This is a genomic window from Arthrobacter sp. MYb221, assembly GCF_002979835.1.
GTDB lineage: Bacteria > Actinomycetota > Actinomycetes > Actinomycetales > Micrococcaceae > Glutamicibacter.
Window position 1 is genome coordinate 187,440 of sequence record NZ_PCPW01000003.1, and the last position, 18,838, is coordinate 206,277.

The following is an 18,838-nucleotide window of genomic DNA, read 5'->3' on the forward strand; positions in this document are numbered from 1 at the left end:
AAGTTATCCTTCGTGAGGTGTTGTATGGCGGTGTGCCGAGGATTCCTCGGTCGGGCCACCGATCAGTGCTTCGGATGAGCTCAGCAGGCGCCAAGGCACCGAGGCGATGAGCACTCCAGGTTCGTAGTGCAGGCGGTTCTTCACTCGCTGCGCGGTCTGGTTATGCACCAGCTGTTCCCACCAGTGCCCGACCACATATTCGGGAATGTAAACAACGATGAGGTCGCGGGGAGATTCACGCTTAATCGAGCGAATATGTTCGATGAGCGGTCCGGCAATTTCGCGATAGGGCGAAGCAAGCGCGGTAATCGGCACGGGAATGCGCAATCGATCCCAGGCGGCCAACGTTTGCTCGGTCTTCTCCGCTTCGATGTCCACGATGATCGCTTCTAATTTGGAGGGGCGTGAGGCTCGCGCGAAAGCGAGCGCACGCAACACCGGTTTACGCACCGTGGACACCAGCACCAAGGCATGGACACGGGCTGGCAACGCGGTCGCCGAATGCTCGTCGGAGATCGCCAGTTCGTCGTCAACCTGCTGATAGTGACGCTGCAAGGACTCCATGATCAAGGTCAACGCCACAATGCCAAGCACCGCAAGCCAGGCGCCGTGAACGAATCGGGTGGCGAGCACAATCACCAGCACCAGCAGCGAAAGAATCAACCCAATCAGGTTCAGCAGGCGCTTGCGTTGCTTGGCGGCGCGCACCTTGCGATCGGTGACGGTGATCAACACGCGGGACCAGTGCTTGAGCATCCCGAGCTGGCTGAGCGTGAAGGAAACGAACACGCCAACCACGTAGAGCTGCACCAGAATCGTCACATCACCGCTGAACAGCAAGATCAGCACGATCGCCGCGGCGCCGAGGGAAAGGATGCCGTTGGAGAAGCCCAAGCGGTCGCCACGGGTGCGTAGCTGACGCGGCAGGTAGCCATCCCCAGCCAAATGGCTGGCGAGGTTGGGGAATGAATTAAATGCCTGGTTGCCTGCGAGCAGCAAGACTGCGATGGTCAGCAGGGACACCACCACGGTGCCGAGGAAGAAGTCTCCGAAGACGGCTTGAGCCAACTGCCCCAAGACCGGGACTTGCACATAATCTTGCGCGATTGGCTGGCCGGCGAGCATCAACGAGGCCTGCGGATCGGCCACGACCTTGATTCCCGTGGCTCGGGCGAGCATCAGCGTTCCGAGCGTGAGCACCCCGGAGAGCAGACCCAGCACCAGCAGAATGCGCCCGGCGTTTCGGGCCCGGGGCTTGCGCAGGTGATGCACATTTGAAATGGGCACTTCGATACCGGTCAGCGCCGCCGAACCGGTGGAGAAGGCGCGCAGGATCAGCAAGGCGCCAAAGACGCCGTGCATGCCGGTCTCAAATTCCTGTTCCGGAATAATGTTGAACTCGGCGCTCGGCGCCAGCCCCAGATTTCCGGTCAGCGCCAGGACCCCGCCGATGGCGATCATTGCCAGCATTCCGGCGGCGAACAGGTACACCGGAATGGCCAGGGACCAACGCCCCTGTCCGCGGCCGCGGAGGTTCGCGACGACCAAGAATGCCACAATCGCCGAGGCCACCCAGGCCCGGTGCTCTTCCAAGGCGGGGAAAACGCCCGAGAGGTACTGCGCGGCCGAAGAACTGGACACCGCAACGGTGAGCACGAAGTCAACCAGGAGAGCCGAGGCCACGGTGGTTCCGGAGCGCGGCCCGAGATTTTTCCGGACGATCTCATAGTCGCCGCCGCCCGAGGGGTAGGCCTCCACCGATTGACGGTAGGACAGCACGAGCACTAGCAGCACGACAAGTACCGCCACACCTACCGCCGGCGAGAGCATTGTCGCGGCAATGCCCGCCATGGCTAGGGTCAGCAGAATTTCGTCCGGCGCATAGGCCAAAGACGATAGCGCGCTGGAAGAGAAGATCGGCAGAGCGATCTTAGGTGGGAGCGGCTTGCGTTTGAGCTGTTCGGTGCTAAACGGCCGGCCCACGAGGATCCTTTTAAGACCATCAAATAAAGCAGGCACGAGATAACGTTATCGCAGGGCGCGCCATAGGCAGTACCCTCGTCTCAGGCGCGTGGTTCGCGGCGCGCTATTGTTACTTGCGTGGCTGTGAACTGCGCAGCACACAGAAGTTGCACTGGTGGCAAGAAAACAAGGAGTTGGCGGTGGCGCACTTTGTGATCATGGGTTGCGGACGCGTAGGCGTTGCGCTGGCCCATACGCTAGACGAAGCCGGACATTCGGTGGCGATAATCGACCAAAATCCTGAGGCTTTCCGCCGGCTGGGACAAGAATTTTCGGGAACCAAGGTCGTCGGCTTGGGCTTTGACCGGGATACCCTGGTGGAGGCGAAAATTGCCGAGGCCTACGCCTTTGCGGCCGTTTCCAGCGGTGATAATTCCAACATTCTCGCCACCCGCGTGGCCCGGGAAAGCTACAACGTGCCGCATGTGGTGGCGCGAATCTACGACCCGGGACGCGCCGAAATCTATCAACGCTTGGGAATCCCCACGGTTGCAGCGGTTCGTTGGAGCACAGATCAAGTCCTGCGGCGCATCCTTCCCGAGTATTCCATCCGTGGCGATTACCGCGAGCCCTCGGGCCGACTGATGTTAACCGAAGTCGCCTTGCATCGAGGCTGGTACGGACACCTGGTCAAGGAGCTCGAAGAAGCTGCCGGTGTTCGGGTCGCCTACTTGACCCGTTTCGGTGAAGGAACCATCCCAGAAAGCCGCACACGCCTCCAAGGCGGCGACTTGGTCCATGTCATGATGCGCCTTGAAAAAAGCAAAGATGTGGAAAAAGTCCTTGCCAATGCGCCGATTCCAGTCAGCGACTGAAGGAGAGAGCTAAACACGTGAAAGTAATGATTGCCGGGGCCGGATCAGTTGGATCATCTATCGCCCGCGAGCTTGTATTAAATTCCCATCAGGTGCTCATTGTCGATCCGAAAGCCGAAATGGCTGACCGAGAAGATCTGGAAAACGTCCAGTGGCTCATCGGAGACGCCTGCGAACTGGCGGTCCTGCAGCGAGCCAAGCTCGAAGAATACGATGTGGTCGTCTCGGCCACCGGAGATGACAAAGTTAACCTGGTGGTCTCGCTGCTGGCCAAAAGCGAATTTGGTGTGCGTCGAACCGTGGGACGGGTAAACCACCCAAAGAATGAATGGATGTTCGACGACGCCTGGGGCGTGGATGTGGCGGTGAGCACCCCGCGGCTGATGACTGCCTTAGTCGAAGAGGCAGTAGAAGTTGGAGACCTGGTACGCCTGCTGACGCTCAAAAGCGGTGAGGTGCATATGGTCGAATTCACCGTGCCGCACGATTCGGCGCTGATTGGACGTACCCTGGGCCGTGTCACCTGGCCTCAAGACACCACCATCGTGGCGGTGGTGCGCGATAAGGCGCCGTTCCCGCCCAGCGATGATGACGTGATCGAGGGTGGAGACGAAATCTTCTTCATCACCACTCCCGAGGCTGAAAGCCCGTTGCGACGCACTCTGCGCGGAGCGGCCCGCTAGTTTTACTGCCGAGTCTGCTCCGGCTGGATGTCCTTGGCCGGACGGGATACCAGCCAGGCGAACCAGAGCCCAGCGGCATACAGCGGGGCGCCCATCAACGCGCGGGCAAGGCCCAGGGCCACCACATTGTCGGCGAAGTACATCGGCAACTGCACCGCGAGACGTGCAATGAATACCCCGATAATGATCCACGTCGCGACGCTGTAGCGGCGTAGCCTTGCCGGCTGGGAACGCCAAGCGGTTCCCTCGTTGCGGATGAATCCGAAGAGCACCCCGGCCAGCGGCCACTTGACGATAATCGAAATCAGCATCGCGAGCAGATAGCCGGCGCCGATAAAGAAGCCTGGAACATAGTAGTCCTTGGCTTCACCTGTGGCACGAGCCGCGAAGGCGCAGATCAGAATCCCGATGAGACCGCTGGCGGCCTGCATCAGCGATGACTTCTTCACTAGCCGCACGATCATGAACAGCACCCCGAGCCCGATCGAGGCGATCAACGCCCACGAAAGCTCTAGGCTGAGCGCGTACACCATGACGAACACGAAACCCGGGAGCACCGTCTCAACGATGCCGCGGGTACCGCCAACGCTGGCGATGACATCGATCCCGCCGTCGGCATTCTGCGCCAGCTTTGCATTCTGTCCGAGGCTCGAAGCCAACGAGTGCTCCTTGTGGCGTTGCGGCTCGTTTGGCTGTTCTTCGTTGTTCATGCTTCTCACTTCTGCCTCGGTCGCGGTGCGAGACCTGCTTATACGGCAACTATAGAACCCAAAACTTAGCGGCGGTTGACCGGAACGATCAGGTAGCGCGGGTTGAAGATGCTGGGCACATGATCGACCTGCGCAACCATGCCCGCATATCTGATTTTTACTCCGGGTTTAATCCCGGGTACCTGCTTTTGGCCCATGAACAGCAGCTTTACATGCGGAACGGTGCCACGGCGCCCACCAACTCCAGCCAACCGGTCCACCACTACGGCGGTCAGACGCGGTGGCGTGTTGGGGGCCGAGTAGCTGACCGACTGAATGTACCCGAGGTGCTCAACTCGCCCCTTTACCGGCAACTCGGACAAGGACTCCAGGCGCAGGTGTGCCGGCCTGATTTCCCTGCTGCCAAGATGGGCCTCTAAAGGGCCGGGCTCGCAGGACATGCCATTAGCCGATCTGGGTGATTTCAGGGCCGCGTTCCGGACGGGTGATTTCCGGTTCGGGTGTCTCGACGCGGGTACTGGCATTGCTCGGTACGTTCAATGGAAGTAGCTCAGCCGGCGGCAGTGGCTTATCGCCGCGGTTGATCACGACGCTACGCAGCAGTTCGTCAACGATCTGGGTAGCTTCCTCATCGGCGATTGCGGCACCGCCAACGACCGCGCGCAGGAACCAACGCGGCCCGTCGACGCCCACGAAACGCAGCGCGACGTGTCCGGCACGGCCATCAGGCAGCTGCTGCGGAACCTTGGCGAGAAGCTCTTCGCCATATTCTCCTTCGCGGGTGAAGATCTCACCCTTCTGCCCATGGATATCGCCGGTAATTTTTTCACGGATACCGGGCCATAGGGATGCCGACTTCGAAGAAGCGAAAGCCATCAGTTGGACGCGCGATTCGGCGATCTCCAGCGAAACCGCCACAACCCGCTGATTCGCCTGTTCGATATCCATGCGCACCTTCATGCCAGGGATCGGCTTGACGAGAATCGAACCGAAGTCGAGGTAGCTATCGGTTTCGGGCACGTCGCTGATGTCGAATGGGCCGCTGGTAGGGGTGGGCTCCGGAGTGCTTTCCTCGACGGTTGGCTCTTCGACCGGCTGCTCTACCGACTTCTTACGCTTGAAAAACATGATGTCCTTAAAGTTTTGCGCTCTTACACCAAGGGTACTTAGTTAGCGTTGAATCCGCCTGTTGAACCAAAACCACCGGTACCGCGAGCCGTGTCGTCGAGGGACTCGACCTGCTCAAAATGGGCTAGTTCGACTTTTTGGATAACCAGCTGTGCAATACGATCGCCACGACGTACTTCAAAGTCGTTGGAGTTGTCCGTGTTCAACAGTGTGACCATGATCTCGCCACGGTATCCGGCATCAACAGTACCCGGTGCGTTGACGACGGTAATACCGTGCTTCGCGGCCAGACCACTTCGCGGGTGAACGAGGCCGACATATCCGTGCGGGAGTGCCAAGGCGAGCCCGGTAGGGATCAATGCGCGTTCCCCCGGCTTGAGCACTACGTCACCCCGGGCATGCAGATCAGCACCTGCATCGGACGGGTGGGCGTAGCTGGGGGCCGGGAGCTGCGGATCGAGCATCTTGATTTTGACTGAAATCGTGGGCTCATTCATGAGTTTTTCTAATCTCCCGGTAAATCGATTGGTCGTTTTCTACCTGTCCAACTCTATCGCGCGCCGCCAAAGGGTTGCGCCAGTGAATCCGAGCGGTTATTCAACTCCGAAAAATTGCCTAAACTGGTTGGTATGAGTACTCCCAGCCCAGAGGCTTCAAATGTTCTATTCCGTGAAAAGCTATGGCCTTCGGTCGGCACATGGATTTGGCCTTTACTAATCGCGATCACCGCAGGCGTAGCGGTCGCCCCGATCAGTATCCCTTGGGGTATCGCAATCGGACTCATTGTCCTGGTCGGCATCGCGGTGATCTTCTTGCTTAAGGTCCCTACCCTGGAAGTCACCGAAGAAAGTCTCACCGTGGGCCGCGCTACCATTGAGCGAAAATTCGTCGGCGAGGCCATCGGCTATCGCGGCGAAGAAGCATTCAAGCAGCGTGGCCAGAAGCTGCATGGACTAGCATTCATGAACTTGCGCGGCTGGCTCGATGCGGTAGTTCGCATGGAAGTCACCGATCCGCGCGATGAGACCCCTTATTGGATCACTTCCACGCGCCGCCCCGAAGAGCTCACCGCGGCTCTGGGCGGTGTGATGTATGAATTCACCGAGGAGGCTCAGCGTGATTCCTCAGAACAGGAAGCCAAAGAGGCTATCCAGTTCCGCGCTCCGGAATCTACCGAAGAACAGGGCTAGCCCTTAGCCCCGAAAGTCTGTTTCTTGCATCGAGTGTTGGGGCTTAGCCCTCGCACTCGGTGCAATATTTTTGCCCTTGATCTTCGCGGGCAAGCTGGGAACGGTGGCGCACCATGAAGCACGAGGCACAGGTGAATTCGTCGGCTTGCTCCGGAATGATATCCACATTTGCTTCGTCTTGGCCGGCTTCTCCCCCGGGCAAAACATAGGCTTCGGCAAGCTCAGCTTCGCTTTCATCGACCAGGTTCGCGGACGCGGCGGTGCCCAATTTTTTCGCTGCGGCCAGCTGCTCGGCGCGGGACTGGTCTTGGCTGGTCTCACGTGAGGCAACATTTTCATTGGCCATGATCGTATTTCACTCTTTTCCGCTGGCGATAATCTCGATACTTGGCACTTGTTGGTAAACACCAGTACCGGCCTAAAAGTATAACGTTGAACTGCGCCGAACATTCCCGCCAGTGACACATCAGCCACAAAGTGATATGAACTTGCGAGTATTCTTGCGCCACACCCGGGGCGGTAATAGGAAATCAGGGTCATAGGTGGCAGAGTTTTACTCAGGAAATAGACCGTGTGGAGGGTAGTAATGCGTCAGCTGAGACTGGTAGGAATTCATGAAAATGGTTCCAGCCTGCAGGTCAGCAGCGACGATGGGATGAGCTTTGAGCTTTCCGTCGACGATGCGCTGCGCAGTGCAATGGCCGAAATCGCCCGAGCTCGGGCGCCGCGAAACCGCGATGAGTCTTCGGTTCATTCGCCGCGTGAGATCCAGGCACGAGTACGTGCTGGAGCTTCCGCTTACGATCTGTCCTTGGAATGGAATGTTCCGGTTGAACAGATCGTCAAGTATGAAGGCCCAGTGTTAGCAGAACGTGAGCACATCGCTGAATTGGCTCGTCGGGTAGAGGTTTCCGGGCCTCAAACCGATGCCGAGTACCGCGAGATTTTCGGCGAAGAACCGGCGGACCTTGGTTCAATGGTGACGCATCGTTTGCACCAGCTCAATATCGACGCCGAACACGCACGCTGGAACTCTTGGAAGGATCCTGAGGGCCAGTGGATCGTAACGGTGGAGTTTGATTCTCCGCTGCCATCTGAAAACGTTGAGTCGCTGGACAACGGTTCGGCGGACGGCAAGGAAAATGTCGCCAAGTGGGCTTTCACCCCGGCGCGCAAGTCCTTGAAGAACCTAAATCGTTGGGCGCAAACGTTAAGCGAGCAGCAGGCACCAGAGTATTTTCGTCCCATCGCAGCCGTAGGCCAGGCCGAGCAGCCGGCCGCACCAAGTGCCAGCGCAGACAATAACGATTCCGAGGAATTGGTCAGCCTGCTCAATTCCCGTCGTGGCCAGCGTGCCCCGGAGGATCCTGCGAAGGATGACCGGTTGAACGAGATCATTGAACGCAGCATGAGCAAGTATGAGAACGACGATGAGGAGTCATTCCCCCATCTGTCACAAGGCATCTCATCTCGGACTTCGCAGTTGATGGTAGTCACGGACAAGGAAGATTCCAACGACGCAAGTCAGGAACCCGAACTTTCCGCCGAGGATTCCTCCCCGCGCAAGCCGAAGCGTTCTTCGGTTCCAAGCTGGGATGACATCATGTTTGGAAAGCGCAAGAAGGACACCGACTCCTAAACGAGCCGCTTCCGCGCAAAACTAGAGGCACTGCACAAATGTTTTCAACTTTGTGCAGTGCCTCTTGTTTTACCGGTCTGAAAGCGACTTATCCGCGAATTACTTGGTGTGATGCGTAAATAGCGGAACGAATCGCTCGCCGGCGGTCAGCGAGCCATGCTGGCCAATCATGTCAAAGGCCATCGGAGCCACCCGCCGACCATCGTAGAAAGCGATTGCTTCGGCGGCCATGATGATCAAATCACCCATGCGAGCGGCATGGGCTTCAGAGATATCGCCGAAGTACCCCAGATCGATCGCTTCCTCGCGGCTGAGCACCCAGGCCTTCGAGCCGTAAGCACGTCGCCATGCTTCGCGTACCTGGTGGCGTTGCGCGTCGCTGGTCTTCGCGGCAAAAGATAAATGCACGCCGCGCGGTTCCCCGCTGGTGAGCTCGACTCCCTCGATGAGTTCTGGTTCGAGGCTGAAATCGATGCGCTGTGATTCAGGGACATCGACCATTCCGTGGTCACCGGTGATCAGCACGGTGGTCTCCTCCGGCAATCGGGAGACCAGCGATTTGATGACGTAGTCAATTTCCTCGAGGGTGTCGCGCCATTGGCTGGAATCCACACCGAATTTGTGGCCGACTTTATCTAGTTCATTAAAGTAGGTGTACACCAGTGCGTTGCGGTGGCTGGCAAAAATTTCTTGAGTGGCCCGGGCGCGTGCGGTAATTTGTTTGGCCGCCACAAATTTCGGCCCGCGCAAGGCGGCGCGGGTCAATGCAGAATTCGCAAAGAGGGGCAATGAAACCGAAGCCACATGGATGCCGTGTTCATGGACTCGCTCAAATACCGTGGGAACGGTCTGCCAGGATTCTGGCTTCAGATCCGCGGGCCAGCCGCCAAGTTGGTTAACTACTCGCCGACGCTCGGGATCGATCACGTCATAGCCGAGCATGCCATGCTCGCCAGGTGCCACACCTGTGGCCAGGCTGGTCAGGCTCGTCGCAGTCGTCGAAGGAAAACCGGTGCCCAGCTTCTGTGCTCGCTCAAAGAGCGAACGTAGGAATGGGGCGTGCGCCGCATGGGATTTGAACTGATTCCAACCCAACCCATCAACCATGATCAGGCTGACCCGTTTAGTGGCTTTTAGCCCCAGCGGATTGCGGTAGCCGGGAACGCCGAGTGCGTGGGCGGCGGAAGGGAGAATTTCCGACAGTGTCGTTTTCCCGTAGGCAGGGGCCGCAGGCAGCGCCTGAGGCGGCGTTGGCAACGCGGGATCGCTCAAAATTTGGCTCATACGCAATCAGATAGTTTCTTGTCGCAAACGCACCGCGAACTCGCGTGCCTTGTTGACCGCGCGCTGCCCGTCGGCCTCGGCGCTGACCCGAATCACCAAGTCCTCGGGTTGCGCGGTTCCGTTCAGCCCATGATCTGCATCGCACGGCGGATCGGTGCAGGGAGCAGGGGCGAGGTCGATTCGGCTCGTCCCGTTCCATGACATGCCGAAGGTCAGCTCACGCACCTCATCGCCTGTGCGGTAATGCTGTGGCTGGTGATAGACATAATTGGTAGCGACCGAGGCGATACGTCGCAAGGAGATCATTTCGGTCGAGACCTGAGCCACGACATTATTGCCGTGGTCATCGAGCTGCTGATCGTCTACGTGGATGATGAACAAGACATTTTCGCTGAGCACCAAAACCGTGATGTGGCGGTGAACTTCGGTGTGGTCGAAGTGCGTCTCCAGATGAACGTAGTGGTCAAGCACCGGTTGGGACATCATTGCCTCGGCTAAGACGTCCTGCACCATCTGCGGGTAGAAGCCGGCCCTGACCAGGTCGTGCTGCAATTCAGCACCAGCGGTAGTGGAATACGTTGGTGAGTTCATAACCTAATTCTACCGAGTGCAACGGACCAAATCATCCAAGCCACCCCTCAGCTCAACTTCGCAGGGCCCGCCGCACGCTATCGGTACGCTGTTCGGTATTGCCGATCTTCATGCTGACCCCCAGGACACTCAGCGAATCCTGAGCCACGCTAATCGGCGCAAAGTTCATAATCGTCACCGCTGGGTGATGATCCTTGAGCATCGAGACGCGCGTGATGAAGTCTTTCAGGGATTCCAGGTCCACCGCCGGCAGACCCTGATAGCCACGGAGCCGAACGCTGCTGCGCGGGCGTCGAATCAGGTTGTCGAGGTCTTCTGTGGTCAGTGGCGCCACCCCGTGGGCCCAATCGTCGAGCAGGTTCACCGGATCGCCGCTCAGTCCAAAGGAGATCACCGGCCCGAGCAACGGGTCTTCCACCGCCTTGATCACGCAGGCTTGACCTGCCGGTGCCATGGATTGCACTTCGAGCGAGGTCACGTCGTACGAGGCCATGAGCGAACTCATATGATTGAAGTTTGCCTCTAGGCTCTGCGCATCTGGAATGTTCAATCGAACGCCGCCCAGATCGAGGCGTTGGCGCATATCCGGATCGTTGGCTTTCAGCGCGACCGGCCAACCGAGCCGGTTGGCGGCATCCAGGGCTTGCTCGGCGGACTTGACCACCGTCGAATCGAATACCTTGATGCCATAGTAGCCAAGGAGTTTACTGGACTGTTCGTGGTTCAGCTCTTTCAGTTCGGTACCGACGATGTCGCCGACCAGCTGCTCAAGATACTCATGCGCGCCGGCAACATCCACATCTGTGGGTTCCGGCAGGGCTTGAAACGGGACGTTCATCCACTGGCTGTAGCCGTAGGCTTTGGACAGCGCGCCAACGGCCTCGCTAGGCGAGGTAAACACCGGAATGCCTTGATGCACACCCTCACGGAATTTCGGATCCGTGATGCCTGGCATGAGGGCAATGACGGGCTTGTCCTGCCCCTTGAATTCGGTCAGCACCTTGATCACCGATTGAGCGTTTATCCCGATGGCCGGAAGATGCGCCACGATCACCGAGTGCACTTGCGGATCTTGCACAAGTTCGGTCACCCGCGCACGCAATTTCGAGATCGATCGTGATTCTCCGAGCGAGTAATCCAATTCTTCACCCTGCGCGGTGGCGAACAGGTTGCGTCCCACCGTGACATCACAGACGATTTCGGCCAGGGCCAAAGAATTCGAGAGCACCGCTACCTGCGGTCCGGCAGGGGCCGGAAATACCGAGAGCAGCGAGGCGACATCCATGAGCTCCTCGATGGATCTCACCCGGATCACCCCGGATTGCCGCAACATCGCATTCAACGCCGCCGGAGGGGCTTCGCCCAAGCGCACCGAGTGTCCCGGTGGTATCCGTCGGCCCATCAGGTCGGATTTGGCCACGATCACCGGTTTGCTGCGTGCCAGGCGACGGGCGATGCGGGAGAACTTACGTGGATTGCCGAAGGATTCCAAATGCATCGCCACAACGCCGGTGCGCTTGTCATCCTCGAAATATTGCATCGCGTCATTGCCGGACACATCTGCGCGCAGCCCGGCTGAGATGGCGCTGCTTTGGCCTACCGCGCGTTGCATCGCTGCGCCTTGCAAAACAATGCCCATGGCTGCCGACTGGCTGAACAGGCCTACCGGTCCTGCCTGCGGCAATTCGCTTGCCAGCGAGGCATTGAGGCGGATCTGCGGATCGGTATTGAGTACCCCTAAGGACGCTGGGCCGATGACGCGCATGCCATTTGCCCTGGCCAGCGCCACCAGCTTGCGTTGGGCCACTAGGCCGTCGGCGGTCTCGTAGCCCGCGGTCATGAGAATCAGGCTTTTGACTCCGTGCGCGCCACAGTCCTGGATGGTTTCCAGAACCCGTTCTCGTGGCACGCAAATAATTGCCAAGTCCACCGGGCCGGGGACCTCGGTAATATTTCCATAGCTCGGCAGCCCGCCGACCTCGAAGGCCTGCTCGTTGACGGCATAGACGGTGCCGGTAAATCCCCCTTCGACGAGCCGGTCCAGCACGTCGTGGCCAATGCTCCCCCAGGCGCGGCTGGCACCGATAACCGCTACGGCGGACGGTGCTAGCACCCCGGCAACGCTGCTCGCTTCGGCCCGGTGTTCTCGCGCTTCGGTGACTTCTTTTGATTTCTCGGTGGGGCTGATGGGGAATTCCAGCATGATCACCCCATCCTCGAAGTGCCGGGCCACCGCATAGCCGGCATCCGAGAATACGGTGAGCATCTTGCGGTTCTCCGGCAGGATTTCGGCGGTGAATTTGACTATGTCGTTTTCTCGCCCGGCGGCGGCAAGGTGCTCGAGCAGGATTGAACCGATTCCGGTGCCTTGGTATTCGTCCGAGACGTTGAACGCGACCTCGGCTTCCGTTGGATCGTCCAGCCGGTCATAGCGGCCTACCCCGATGATCTTCGAACCGCGCAGCACGGTGAAGGCCACCCGGTTGCGATGGTCGACATTGGTGAACCGTTCGAGCTCTTTAGGAGTCAGCGACGACTTGTACGTAAAATAGCGTAGGTAAACCGAAGTTTCAGATTGCTGTTTGTGCATATCTTGCAAGGCTTGAGCATCTTGGGGCGTAATTGGCCGAAGATGCGCGGTCGTGCCGTCGCGAAGAACAACATCTGCTTCCCAGTGGGCTGGATATGCCGCTGAAAGTTTACGATCCACCATAGGCTTAGAATAGTCGCGCTTTCGCGTTTGCGCCCAGCTGCAACACGAAATCCGACATTTTAGGCCGTGAAGCAGCAGATGAAGGGCGAAGGCAGAGTAATGGCTCGCAAAAAAACTCCCGAGATTCCCGAGGATTTCGTCGAGAACATCGTCGATATCGATGTCACCAGCGAAATGGAATCCTCCTTCTTGGAGTACGCCTACTCGGTGATCTATTCGCGTGCGCTACCGGATGCCCGAGACGGCCTGAAGCCGGTGCAGCGACGCATCCTCTTCCAGATGGCCCAAATGGGCCTGCGCCCGGAGAAGGGCCACGTGAAGTCGGCTCGCGTGGTCGGCGAAGTCATGGGTAAGCTCCACCCGCACGGGGACACGGCGATCTACGATGCGATGGTGCGTCTGGCGCAGAGCTTCTCGCTGCGCCTGCCGCTGATCGATGGCCACGGCAACTTCGGTTCGCTCGATGACGGACCGGCCGCCCCGCGTTACACCGAGGCCCGGCTCGCCGCCTCCGCGGTGGCGATGACCGCAAACCTCGACGAAGACGTGGTGGACTTCGTCCCCAACTATGACAACCAGTTCATGCAGCCCGAGGTGCTGCCTGCGGCGTTCCCCAATCTGCTGGTCAACGGCACCACCGGTATCGCGGTGGGCATGGCCACGAATATGGCACCGCACAATCTCAACGAGGTAGTCGCCGCGGCGCAGCACTTGATCGCGAATCCGGATGCACCGGTCGAAGAACTCATGAAGTTCGTTCCGGGTCCGGATCTGCCCTCCGGCGGCACGATTGTGGGACTTGACGGCGTCAAGGACGCCTACCGCTCCGGCCGCGGCGCATTCCGCACCCGCGCCACCGTGAGCCTGGAAAAGATCTCGGCTCGCAAGTCCGCGCTGGTGGTCACCGAGCTGCCCTACACGGTAGGGCCCGAAAAAGTCATCGAGAAGATCAAGGACGGCGTCAACAACAAGAAGATCGTTGGTGTCTCTGATGTCGTTGACCTCACCGACCGCCACCATGGTCTGAAGCTTGTGATCGAGCTTAAGAACGGCTTCAACCCGAACGCCGTGCTGGCCGCGCTGTACAAGTACACCCCGATGGAAGACTCCTTCGGGATCAACAATGTGACCCTGGTGGAGGGCCAGCCGCGCACCTTGGGACTGCGCGAACTGCTGACCGTCTATGTGGAGCACCGCATCGATGTGGTCCGCCGGCGGACCGCGCACCGTCTGGCCAAGCGCGAAGACCGGTTGCACCTGGTCGAAGGGCTGCTGATCGCGATTCTCGACATCGATGACGTCATCGCAATCATCCGTTCCTCCGAGCAGACCGCCGAAGCCCGCGAACGGCTGATGACGGTCTTCGATCTCAGCGAACCGCAGGCAAGCCACATTCTGGAACTGCGCCTGCGCCAGTTGACCAAGTACTCGCGGATCGAGTTGGAGGCCGAAGCCGAGCAGCTGCGCGCCGAAATCGCCGAGCTGCGCGAAATCCTGGGCGACGATCAGAAGCTGCATGCCTTGGTTTCCGCGGAGCTCGGCCAGATGGCGGAGACCTTCGGCACGCCGCGGCGCACCAAGTTGAACAAGTCCTCCGCCCTCGAACCGCTGAAGGGCACCGCGCTGCCCGAAGAGGTAGGCACCGGAAAAACAGCGAAGCTGGCCCTGGAAGTCTCCGATTCGCCCTGCTTCGTGCTGCTCTCGGCCACCGGGCAGATCGCCCGCACCCATGACCGGAGCCCGCTGGACTTTTCCTCCGCACGCATCAAGCACGATGTGCTCTCCTCCCAGGTCCCCTCGACCGCCCGCGGGGAGATCGGCGCGCTGACAACCACCGGACGGATGATCCGCATTTCGTTGATCGACGTGCCGGTGCTGCCCGAAACTCATGGCTTCCCGCAGCTGGCCAATGGCGTCCCGGTCGGCGAATTCCTGAAGCTTGAAAAGGGCGAACGCGTGGTGGCGTTGCTGCCGCTGGACCGGGTCTTCGCCCTGGGCACGCAAAATGGCGTAGTCAAACGCGTCACCCCCGATTATCCGTTGAACCGCGAAGAGTTCGAGGTGATCACCTTGAAGGACGGCGATGTCGTTGTTTCCGCCGCGCCGGCCGAGGACTCCGATGAGCTGGTCTTCCTGACTCGCCAGGCCCAGCTATTGCGATTCCCCGCCACCGCCGTGCGCTCGCAGGGGCGGACCGCCTCGGGCATGGCCGGCATCAAGCTGGCCGGAGAAGACAGGGTCATTCATTTCGGCGTGGTGGGCCAGGCCAATGAGGACGCGGTCGTGGCGACCATAGCTTCCGGATCGCAGACCCTTCCGGGGACCTCGGGCCAGTCGGTGAAGCTCAGTTCCTTCAGCGAGTTCCCCGTGAAGGGACGCGCGACGGCCGGTGTGCGGGCACACCGCTTCGCCAAGGGCGAGGACTACCTGGCGCTGGGCTACGCCGGTTACGGGCCGGCCCGCGCCAGTTCGGCCGCCGGGGTGGTGCGCGCCTTGCCAACCGAATTCGCCAAGCGTGACGGTTCCGGCGCCCCGCTGGCGCAGACGATCAACATTCTCGGCGGTTCCCTGCCGGGCCAAGCACCTGCCGGTGCGGTGGCCGGCAGTGAGCCGAGCGCGCCTGCGCCACAGCAGAGCGACGCCGCCCCGGCCGCCAAGCCCCGGGTGAAACCAGAGCTGCATCCAGGAGAGGACACCTTGCCGTTCTCCGATGGCGGTGTGCTGCTCTAAACGGGCGGCTGCTTCTAGCTGGTGGGTGTGAGAGTTCGGTCTAAGCAGATCGAACCCTCACACATTTCGGCCAGCTTCGTCTCGTGGGTGATCAGCACGACGGTCCGTCCGGCGAGCGCAGCACGCAGCGTGCGGATTAGTTCGGCGCTTTCATCAACGCCTAGGTGCGCGGTCGGTTCATCGAGCAGGATCACCTGCTGCCCGCCGACCAGGGCTCGGGCGACCGCAAGTTTGCAGCGTTGCCCGCCGGAGAGCCGGTGCCCGCCGCTGCCGATCCGCGTATCGAGCCCGGCAGGTTGCGCCGCGTACCAGCCGGCGAGCCCCACCCGGTGCAGGATCCCGATGAGCGCTTCGTCGGACGCCGGCGCCGCGCTGTTGGCTGCCAGGTTCAGGTTCCGTCGAAGAGTGGAATCGAATAGGTGCGCCTCTTGCGGGCACCAGGCCACCGAGTCCATCGCCCCCTGCTCCAGGGCACGGTAGTTGCCGTGCTCATCGATGCTTTCCAGGCGTCCCCCGCTCGCGGGCAGGGCGCCGAGCAAGGCGGTGAGCAGCGTGGATTTGCCCGAGCCTGAGGCTCCGGTCAGCGCGGTCCACTCTCCGGGGCGAATCTGCGCGTCCAGGTTGCTGATCACCGGGGTTCCGGGCACGTAGCCCAGTTCCAGCCCGGCCAGCCGGTAGCCGTGGACCGTGTAGCCAGGTTTCGGTGCGGTTGCGCCTGGTCCCGCAGTGCGTTGCTCCCCTACCCCGCGGCCGGCGAGCTGATCGGTCAGCTCGTGCAAGGCTCGCCCCTGCTGGATCGCGCCCAGCGCGCTAGCTGCCGGTTCTGCCAGGGACAAGGCCAGCAGCACGGCGAGGGCCGTGAACGATGCGCTGCTTTGCGAGAGGGACACCAACGCCGTGGCAAGCAGCACCGTGGTCAACGCGGCCAGCGCCGGGGCGGTGCCTTGGCCATAGGCATGGCGGCGAGCCCGGGCGGTATTCCGGCTTTCGGACCGGGCTAGCTTCTGCAGCACCGGGCCGAGGCTGCCGTAGGCGCGCAGTGCTTCCTTAGTGCGCAGAATCGATAGCACCAATTGGTTCAGCTGCAAGCGATGGCTCAGCGCCAGGGCCAGATGCCGCCCTTCGACTTGCTTCACCAGCCAGCGCGCCGGGAAGGCCAGGAAGAGCCCGGCGCCAAGCGCCGCGTAGCCGAATTCTGGCTGGATCTGGAAAAGCGCCGCAGTGGCCAGGGCCCACACGATCAGTGCTTGCAAGGGTGGGAAGAGCACTCGGGCGAGGGAGTCGCGTAATTCGTCGACTTCGGCGAGCAAATACCGCAGCACCACCGAGGAGCGGCTCATCATGCCCCAGCGTGCCGGGTTGGCGACCATGGCGTTCCACAGCTTTTCACGCAGGGCCCCGGCATAGCCGAGCACCGCGTCGTGGATGGCGAGCTGTTCCAGATACCTGAATACCGCGCGCCCGATGCCCAAGGTGCGCACCATGACAAAGGCGACGGTGAGGTGCAGGATCGCCGGCTGGTAGCTGGCTTCGACGATGAGCCAACCGCTGAGCCCGGCGAGCGCAACGGCGCACAGGATGGAGAGCACCCCGTAGCACAGCGCCTTGCGGGCTGCCGGATAGTTGCTCATGACTTCCCTGCGTGGGTTCCACCGGGGCTTGTCCTCTGGTTTCCCCTGGGGCGCGGCCCCGCCGCGCATCGGCACCGGGGATACCGCGTGCAGGTGATTGGGCGCTGGCTGGCGGGCGCTCAGCGCGGGACCGGTTTCGGTGATGAGCGGGTCGTGGCTGGCCACCAGCATGGCGCAATCTTCAGGTAGTTCGGCCAGCAGCCGGCGGACCGTGTCCGCGTTCTGTTCGTCTAGATGGGCCGTGGGCTCATCGGCCAGCAGCAGCCGGCAGCTGGGCACCGAGTGCAGCCGCAATAGCGCGCGCAGCACCTCGAGCCTGCGTAGTTCCCCTGGCGAGTACTCCGCTATGGCACGTGGCAACATGGCGCTTAGGTTCAGTTCGGCAGCTAGCCTTTCGGCCAGCTCCTTGGGCGCGCCTGGCGCGTCTTGTGCGATTTGCTCGGTTCCCGTCTGGGCGTTGAACTGCGGGTGCTGGCTGATGCATGCCAATTCACCGGCCACAAAGATCTCGCCGCTCACCAGCTCGGCGGCGAACTCATTGCTGCTGGTTTGCGCCTCGGCGATGAGCTTGAGCAGACTGGTTTTTCCGCTACCGCTGGCGGTGCTCAGCACCTGGCGGTCTCCGGCGCGCAGGTCCATATTAAAATCGCTATAGATCGGTTCCTGCCCCCGGTATCTAAGCGCCAGCTTTCGCACTTCGAGCACATTGGCCTTGTGCCTCGGGCCGGTTGGGGCGCGCAGCGGGCTGGCGGGAGTGCCTTGTATTTGTTTGCTGTAGCGTTCGTAGGCGGCGAGCCCGTCATCGGCCGCGTGGTAGGCCGAACCGACCTCACGCAAGGCGATGAACAGTTCGGGCGCGAGAATCAAGATGGTCAGCCCGGTGCCCAGATCCATGTTTCCGCCAACGAGTCGAACACCGATGAGTACGGCGAGCACGGCAACCGAGAGCGTTGAGATCAGTTCCAGCCAGAAGCTGGACATGAATACGGTCCGCAGGTTCTGCATGGTCGCGGCCCGGTAGCGTTCGCTCACCTTTGCGATGGCGTGCCCTTGGTGGCGGGCACGCCCCAGTCCGAGTAGCGCCGGCAGCCCCTGGGCGAGTTCGTAGAGTTGGTTGGCTAGGGCGTCGAGCTTGGCTTGCGACTGCTCGATGGTGTCTTGGGTGTGCATCCCGATGAGCGCCATGAATACCGGGATCAACGGAATCGTCAGCAGCAGCACCAGGGCGCTGAGCCAATCGATCCGCAAGATGTAGATCCCCAGAAGCAACGGCACAACCGTGGCGCCGATCAGCGCGGGAATGAATTTGGTGAAGTAGTCATCGAGCTTTTCGATGCCATGGCTTGCCAACGTCGAGGTCTCCGCCAGCGACAGGTCATTTTGCTGATCTGCAACGATCCCCGGGCGCGAAGCGGCGGATTCGATCAGGTTTGCGCGCATCCGCTCTTTCGCTCCGGCCCCCATACGCCGGGAGCCGGCGTTGAGTCCCCAGACTCCCGCTGTGCGCAATGCCGCCCCGCCCAGCGCCAACCAGAGCAGCAGCTGCTGGTGCGGCTGCCCGACGGACATCTGGGCGATCCACGTGGCCAACGTGTAGGCCACGAGGATTAGCCCGCTGGTTTTGAGCACCGAGAAGGCCGCCAACAGGGCAACCTGTCGGCGGGGCAGCAGGTCACGAGGCAAAAAGCGGGGCGCAGGCATG

The 18,838-nt window shown here is 60.8% G+C and carries 15 protein-coding genes; 5 read left to right on the plus strand and 10 right to left on the minus strand.

The features are described 5' to 3' along the window. Positions 1 to 3: 3 nt before the first annotated feature. The gene (locus CQ015_RS05420; protein ID WP_105552384.1) at positions 4 to 2,019 is read right to left on the minus strand and encodes an APC family permease; all 2,016 of its coding nucleotides are present in this window, start codon (positions 2,017 to 2,019) and stop codon (positions 4 to 6) included. A gap of 143 nt (positions 2,020 to 2,162) precedes the next feature. On the opposite strand from CQ015_RS05420, the gene CQ015_RS05425 reads away from it, so the two are divergent. Both CQ015_RS05425 and CQ015_RS05430 read left to right on the plus strand, forming a co-directional pair. Next, complete coding sequence (locus tag CQ015_RS05425) at positions 2,163 to 2,837, plus strand: TrkA family potassium uptake protein (RefSeq protein ID WP_105552385.1); 675 nt, start codon at positions 2,163 to 2,165, stop codon at positions 2,835 to 2,837. A gap of 17 nt (positions 2,838 to 2,854) precedes the next feature. Further along, positions 2,855 to 3,520: a TrkA family potassium uptake protein gene (locus tag CQ015_RS05430; protein WP_105552386.1), complete on the plus strand. Its 666-nt coding sequence runs from the start codon at positions 2,855 to 2,857 to the stop codon at positions 3,518 to 3,520. Between the two features lie 2 nt (positions 3,521 to 3,522). On the opposite strand, the gene CQ015_RS05435 is transcribed toward CQ015_RS05430, so the two are convergent. The 4 genes from CQ015_RS05435 to dut all read right to left on the minus strand — a co-directional run bounded on the left by CQ015_RS05435 (position 3,523) and on the right by dut (position 5,855). Beyond that, positions 3,523 to 4,230 (minus strand): DUF3159 domain-containing protein, encoded by a 708-nt coding sequence (locus tag CQ015_RS05435; RefSeq protein WP_105649555.1) that lies wholly within the window; start codon positions 4,228 to 4,230, stop codon positions 3,523 to 3,525. Positions 4,231 to 4,295: 65 nt separating this feature from the next. Next, positions 4,296 to 4,592, minus strand: a complete 297-nt coding sequence (locus tag CQ015_RS05440) for a hypothetical protein (RefSeq protein WP_258141571.1) — start codon at positions 4,590 to 4,592, stop codon at positions 4,296 to 4,298. Positions 4,593 to 4,674: 82 nt separating this feature from the next. After that, entirely contained in the window at positions 4,675 to 5,358 is a 684-nt protein-coding gene (locus tag CQ015_RS05445; RefSeq protein WP_105552389.1) for a DUF3710 domain-containing protein, read from the minus strand. 38 nt (positions 5,359 to 5,396) lie between these two features. Beyond that, a complete protein-coding gene (dut, locus tag CQ015_RS05450; RefSeq protein WP_105552390.1) occupies positions 5,397 to 5,855 on the minus strand; it encodes a dUTP diphosphatase in 459 nt (152 codons plus the stop codon). 132 nt (positions 5,856 to 5,987) lie between these two features. On the opposite strand from dut, the gene CQ015_RS05455 reads away from it, so the two are divergent. Further along, positions 5,988 to 6,548: a DUF3093 domain-containing protein gene (locus CQ015_RS05455; protein ID WP_105552391.1), complete on the plus strand. Its 561-nt coding sequence runs from the start codon at positions 5,988 to 5,990 to the stop codon at positions 6,546 to 6,548. Positions 6,549 to 6,591: 43 nt separating this feature from the next. Here the strand turns inward: CQ015_RS05455 and CQ015_RS05460 are convergent, their stop codons facing one another. Then, on the minus strand, positions 6,592 to 6,894 hold the full coding sequence (locus CQ015_RS05460) for a DUF4193 family protein (protein WP_105552392.1): 303 nt from the start codon (positions 6,892 to 6,894) through the stop codon (positions 6,592 to 6,594). A 240-nt stretch (positions 6,895 to 7,134) separates the two neighbouring features. On the opposite strand from CQ015_RS05460, the gene sepH reads away from it, so the two are divergent. Beyond that, a complete protein-coding gene (gene sepH / locus CQ015_RS05465; RefSeq protein WP_105552393.1) occupies positions 7,135 to 8,187 on the plus strand; it encodes a septation protein SepH in 1,053 nt (350 codons plus the stop codon). A gap of 99 nt (positions 8,188 to 8,286) precedes the next feature. Here the strand turns inward: sepH and CQ015_RS05470 are convergent, their stop codons facing one another. From CQ015_RS05470 to CQ015_RS05480, 3 genes are read right to left on the minus strand one after another with little or no spacing between them, the layout of a single operon-like run. Then, positions 8,287 to 9,471: an alkaline phosphatase family protein gene (locus CQ015_RS05470; RefSeq protein WP_105552394.1), complete on the minus strand. Its 1,185-nt coding sequence runs from the start codon at positions 9,469 to 9,471 to the stop codon at positions 8,287 to 8,289. A gap of 6 nt (positions 9,472 to 9,477) precedes the next feature. After that, on the minus strand, positions 9,478 to 10,062 hold the full coding sequence (locus CQ015_RS05475) for a DUF5998 family protein (RefSeq protein WP_105649557.1): 585 nt from the start codon (positions 10,060 to 10,062) through the stop codon (positions 9,478 to 9,480). Positions 10,063 to 10,114: 52 nt separating this feature from the next. Continuing rightward, positions 10,115 to 12,775, minus strand: a complete 2,661-nt coding sequence (locus CQ015_RS05480; RefSeq protein WP_105552396.1) for a GNAT family N-acetyltransferase — start codon at positions 12,773 to 12,775, stop codon at positions 10,115 to 10,117. Positions 12,776 to 12,874: 99 nt separating this feature from the next. On the opposite strand from CQ015_RS05480, the gene CQ015_RS05485 reads away from it, so the two are divergent. Next, positions 12,875 to 15,505 carry a DNA topoisomerase (ATP-hydrolyzing) subunit A gene (locus tag CQ015_RS05485; protein WP_105552397.1) on the plus strand — a complete coding sequence of 877 codons (2,631 nt, stop codon included), beginning with the start codon at positions 12,875 to 12,877 and terminating at the stop codon, positions 15,503 to 15,505. A gap of 14 nt (positions 15,506 to 15,519) precedes the next feature. Here the strand turns inward: CQ015_RS05485 and cydC are convergent, their stop codons facing one another. After that, positions 15,520 to 18,837 carry a thiol reductant ABC exporter subunit CydC gene (gene cydC, locus CQ015_RS05490; RefSeq protein WP_105649558.1) on the minus strand — a complete coding sequence of 1,106 codons (3,318 nt, stop codon included), beginning with the start codon at positions 18,835 to 18,837 and terminating at the stop codon, positions 15,520 to 15,522. Position 18,838 lies beyond the last annotated feature (1 nt).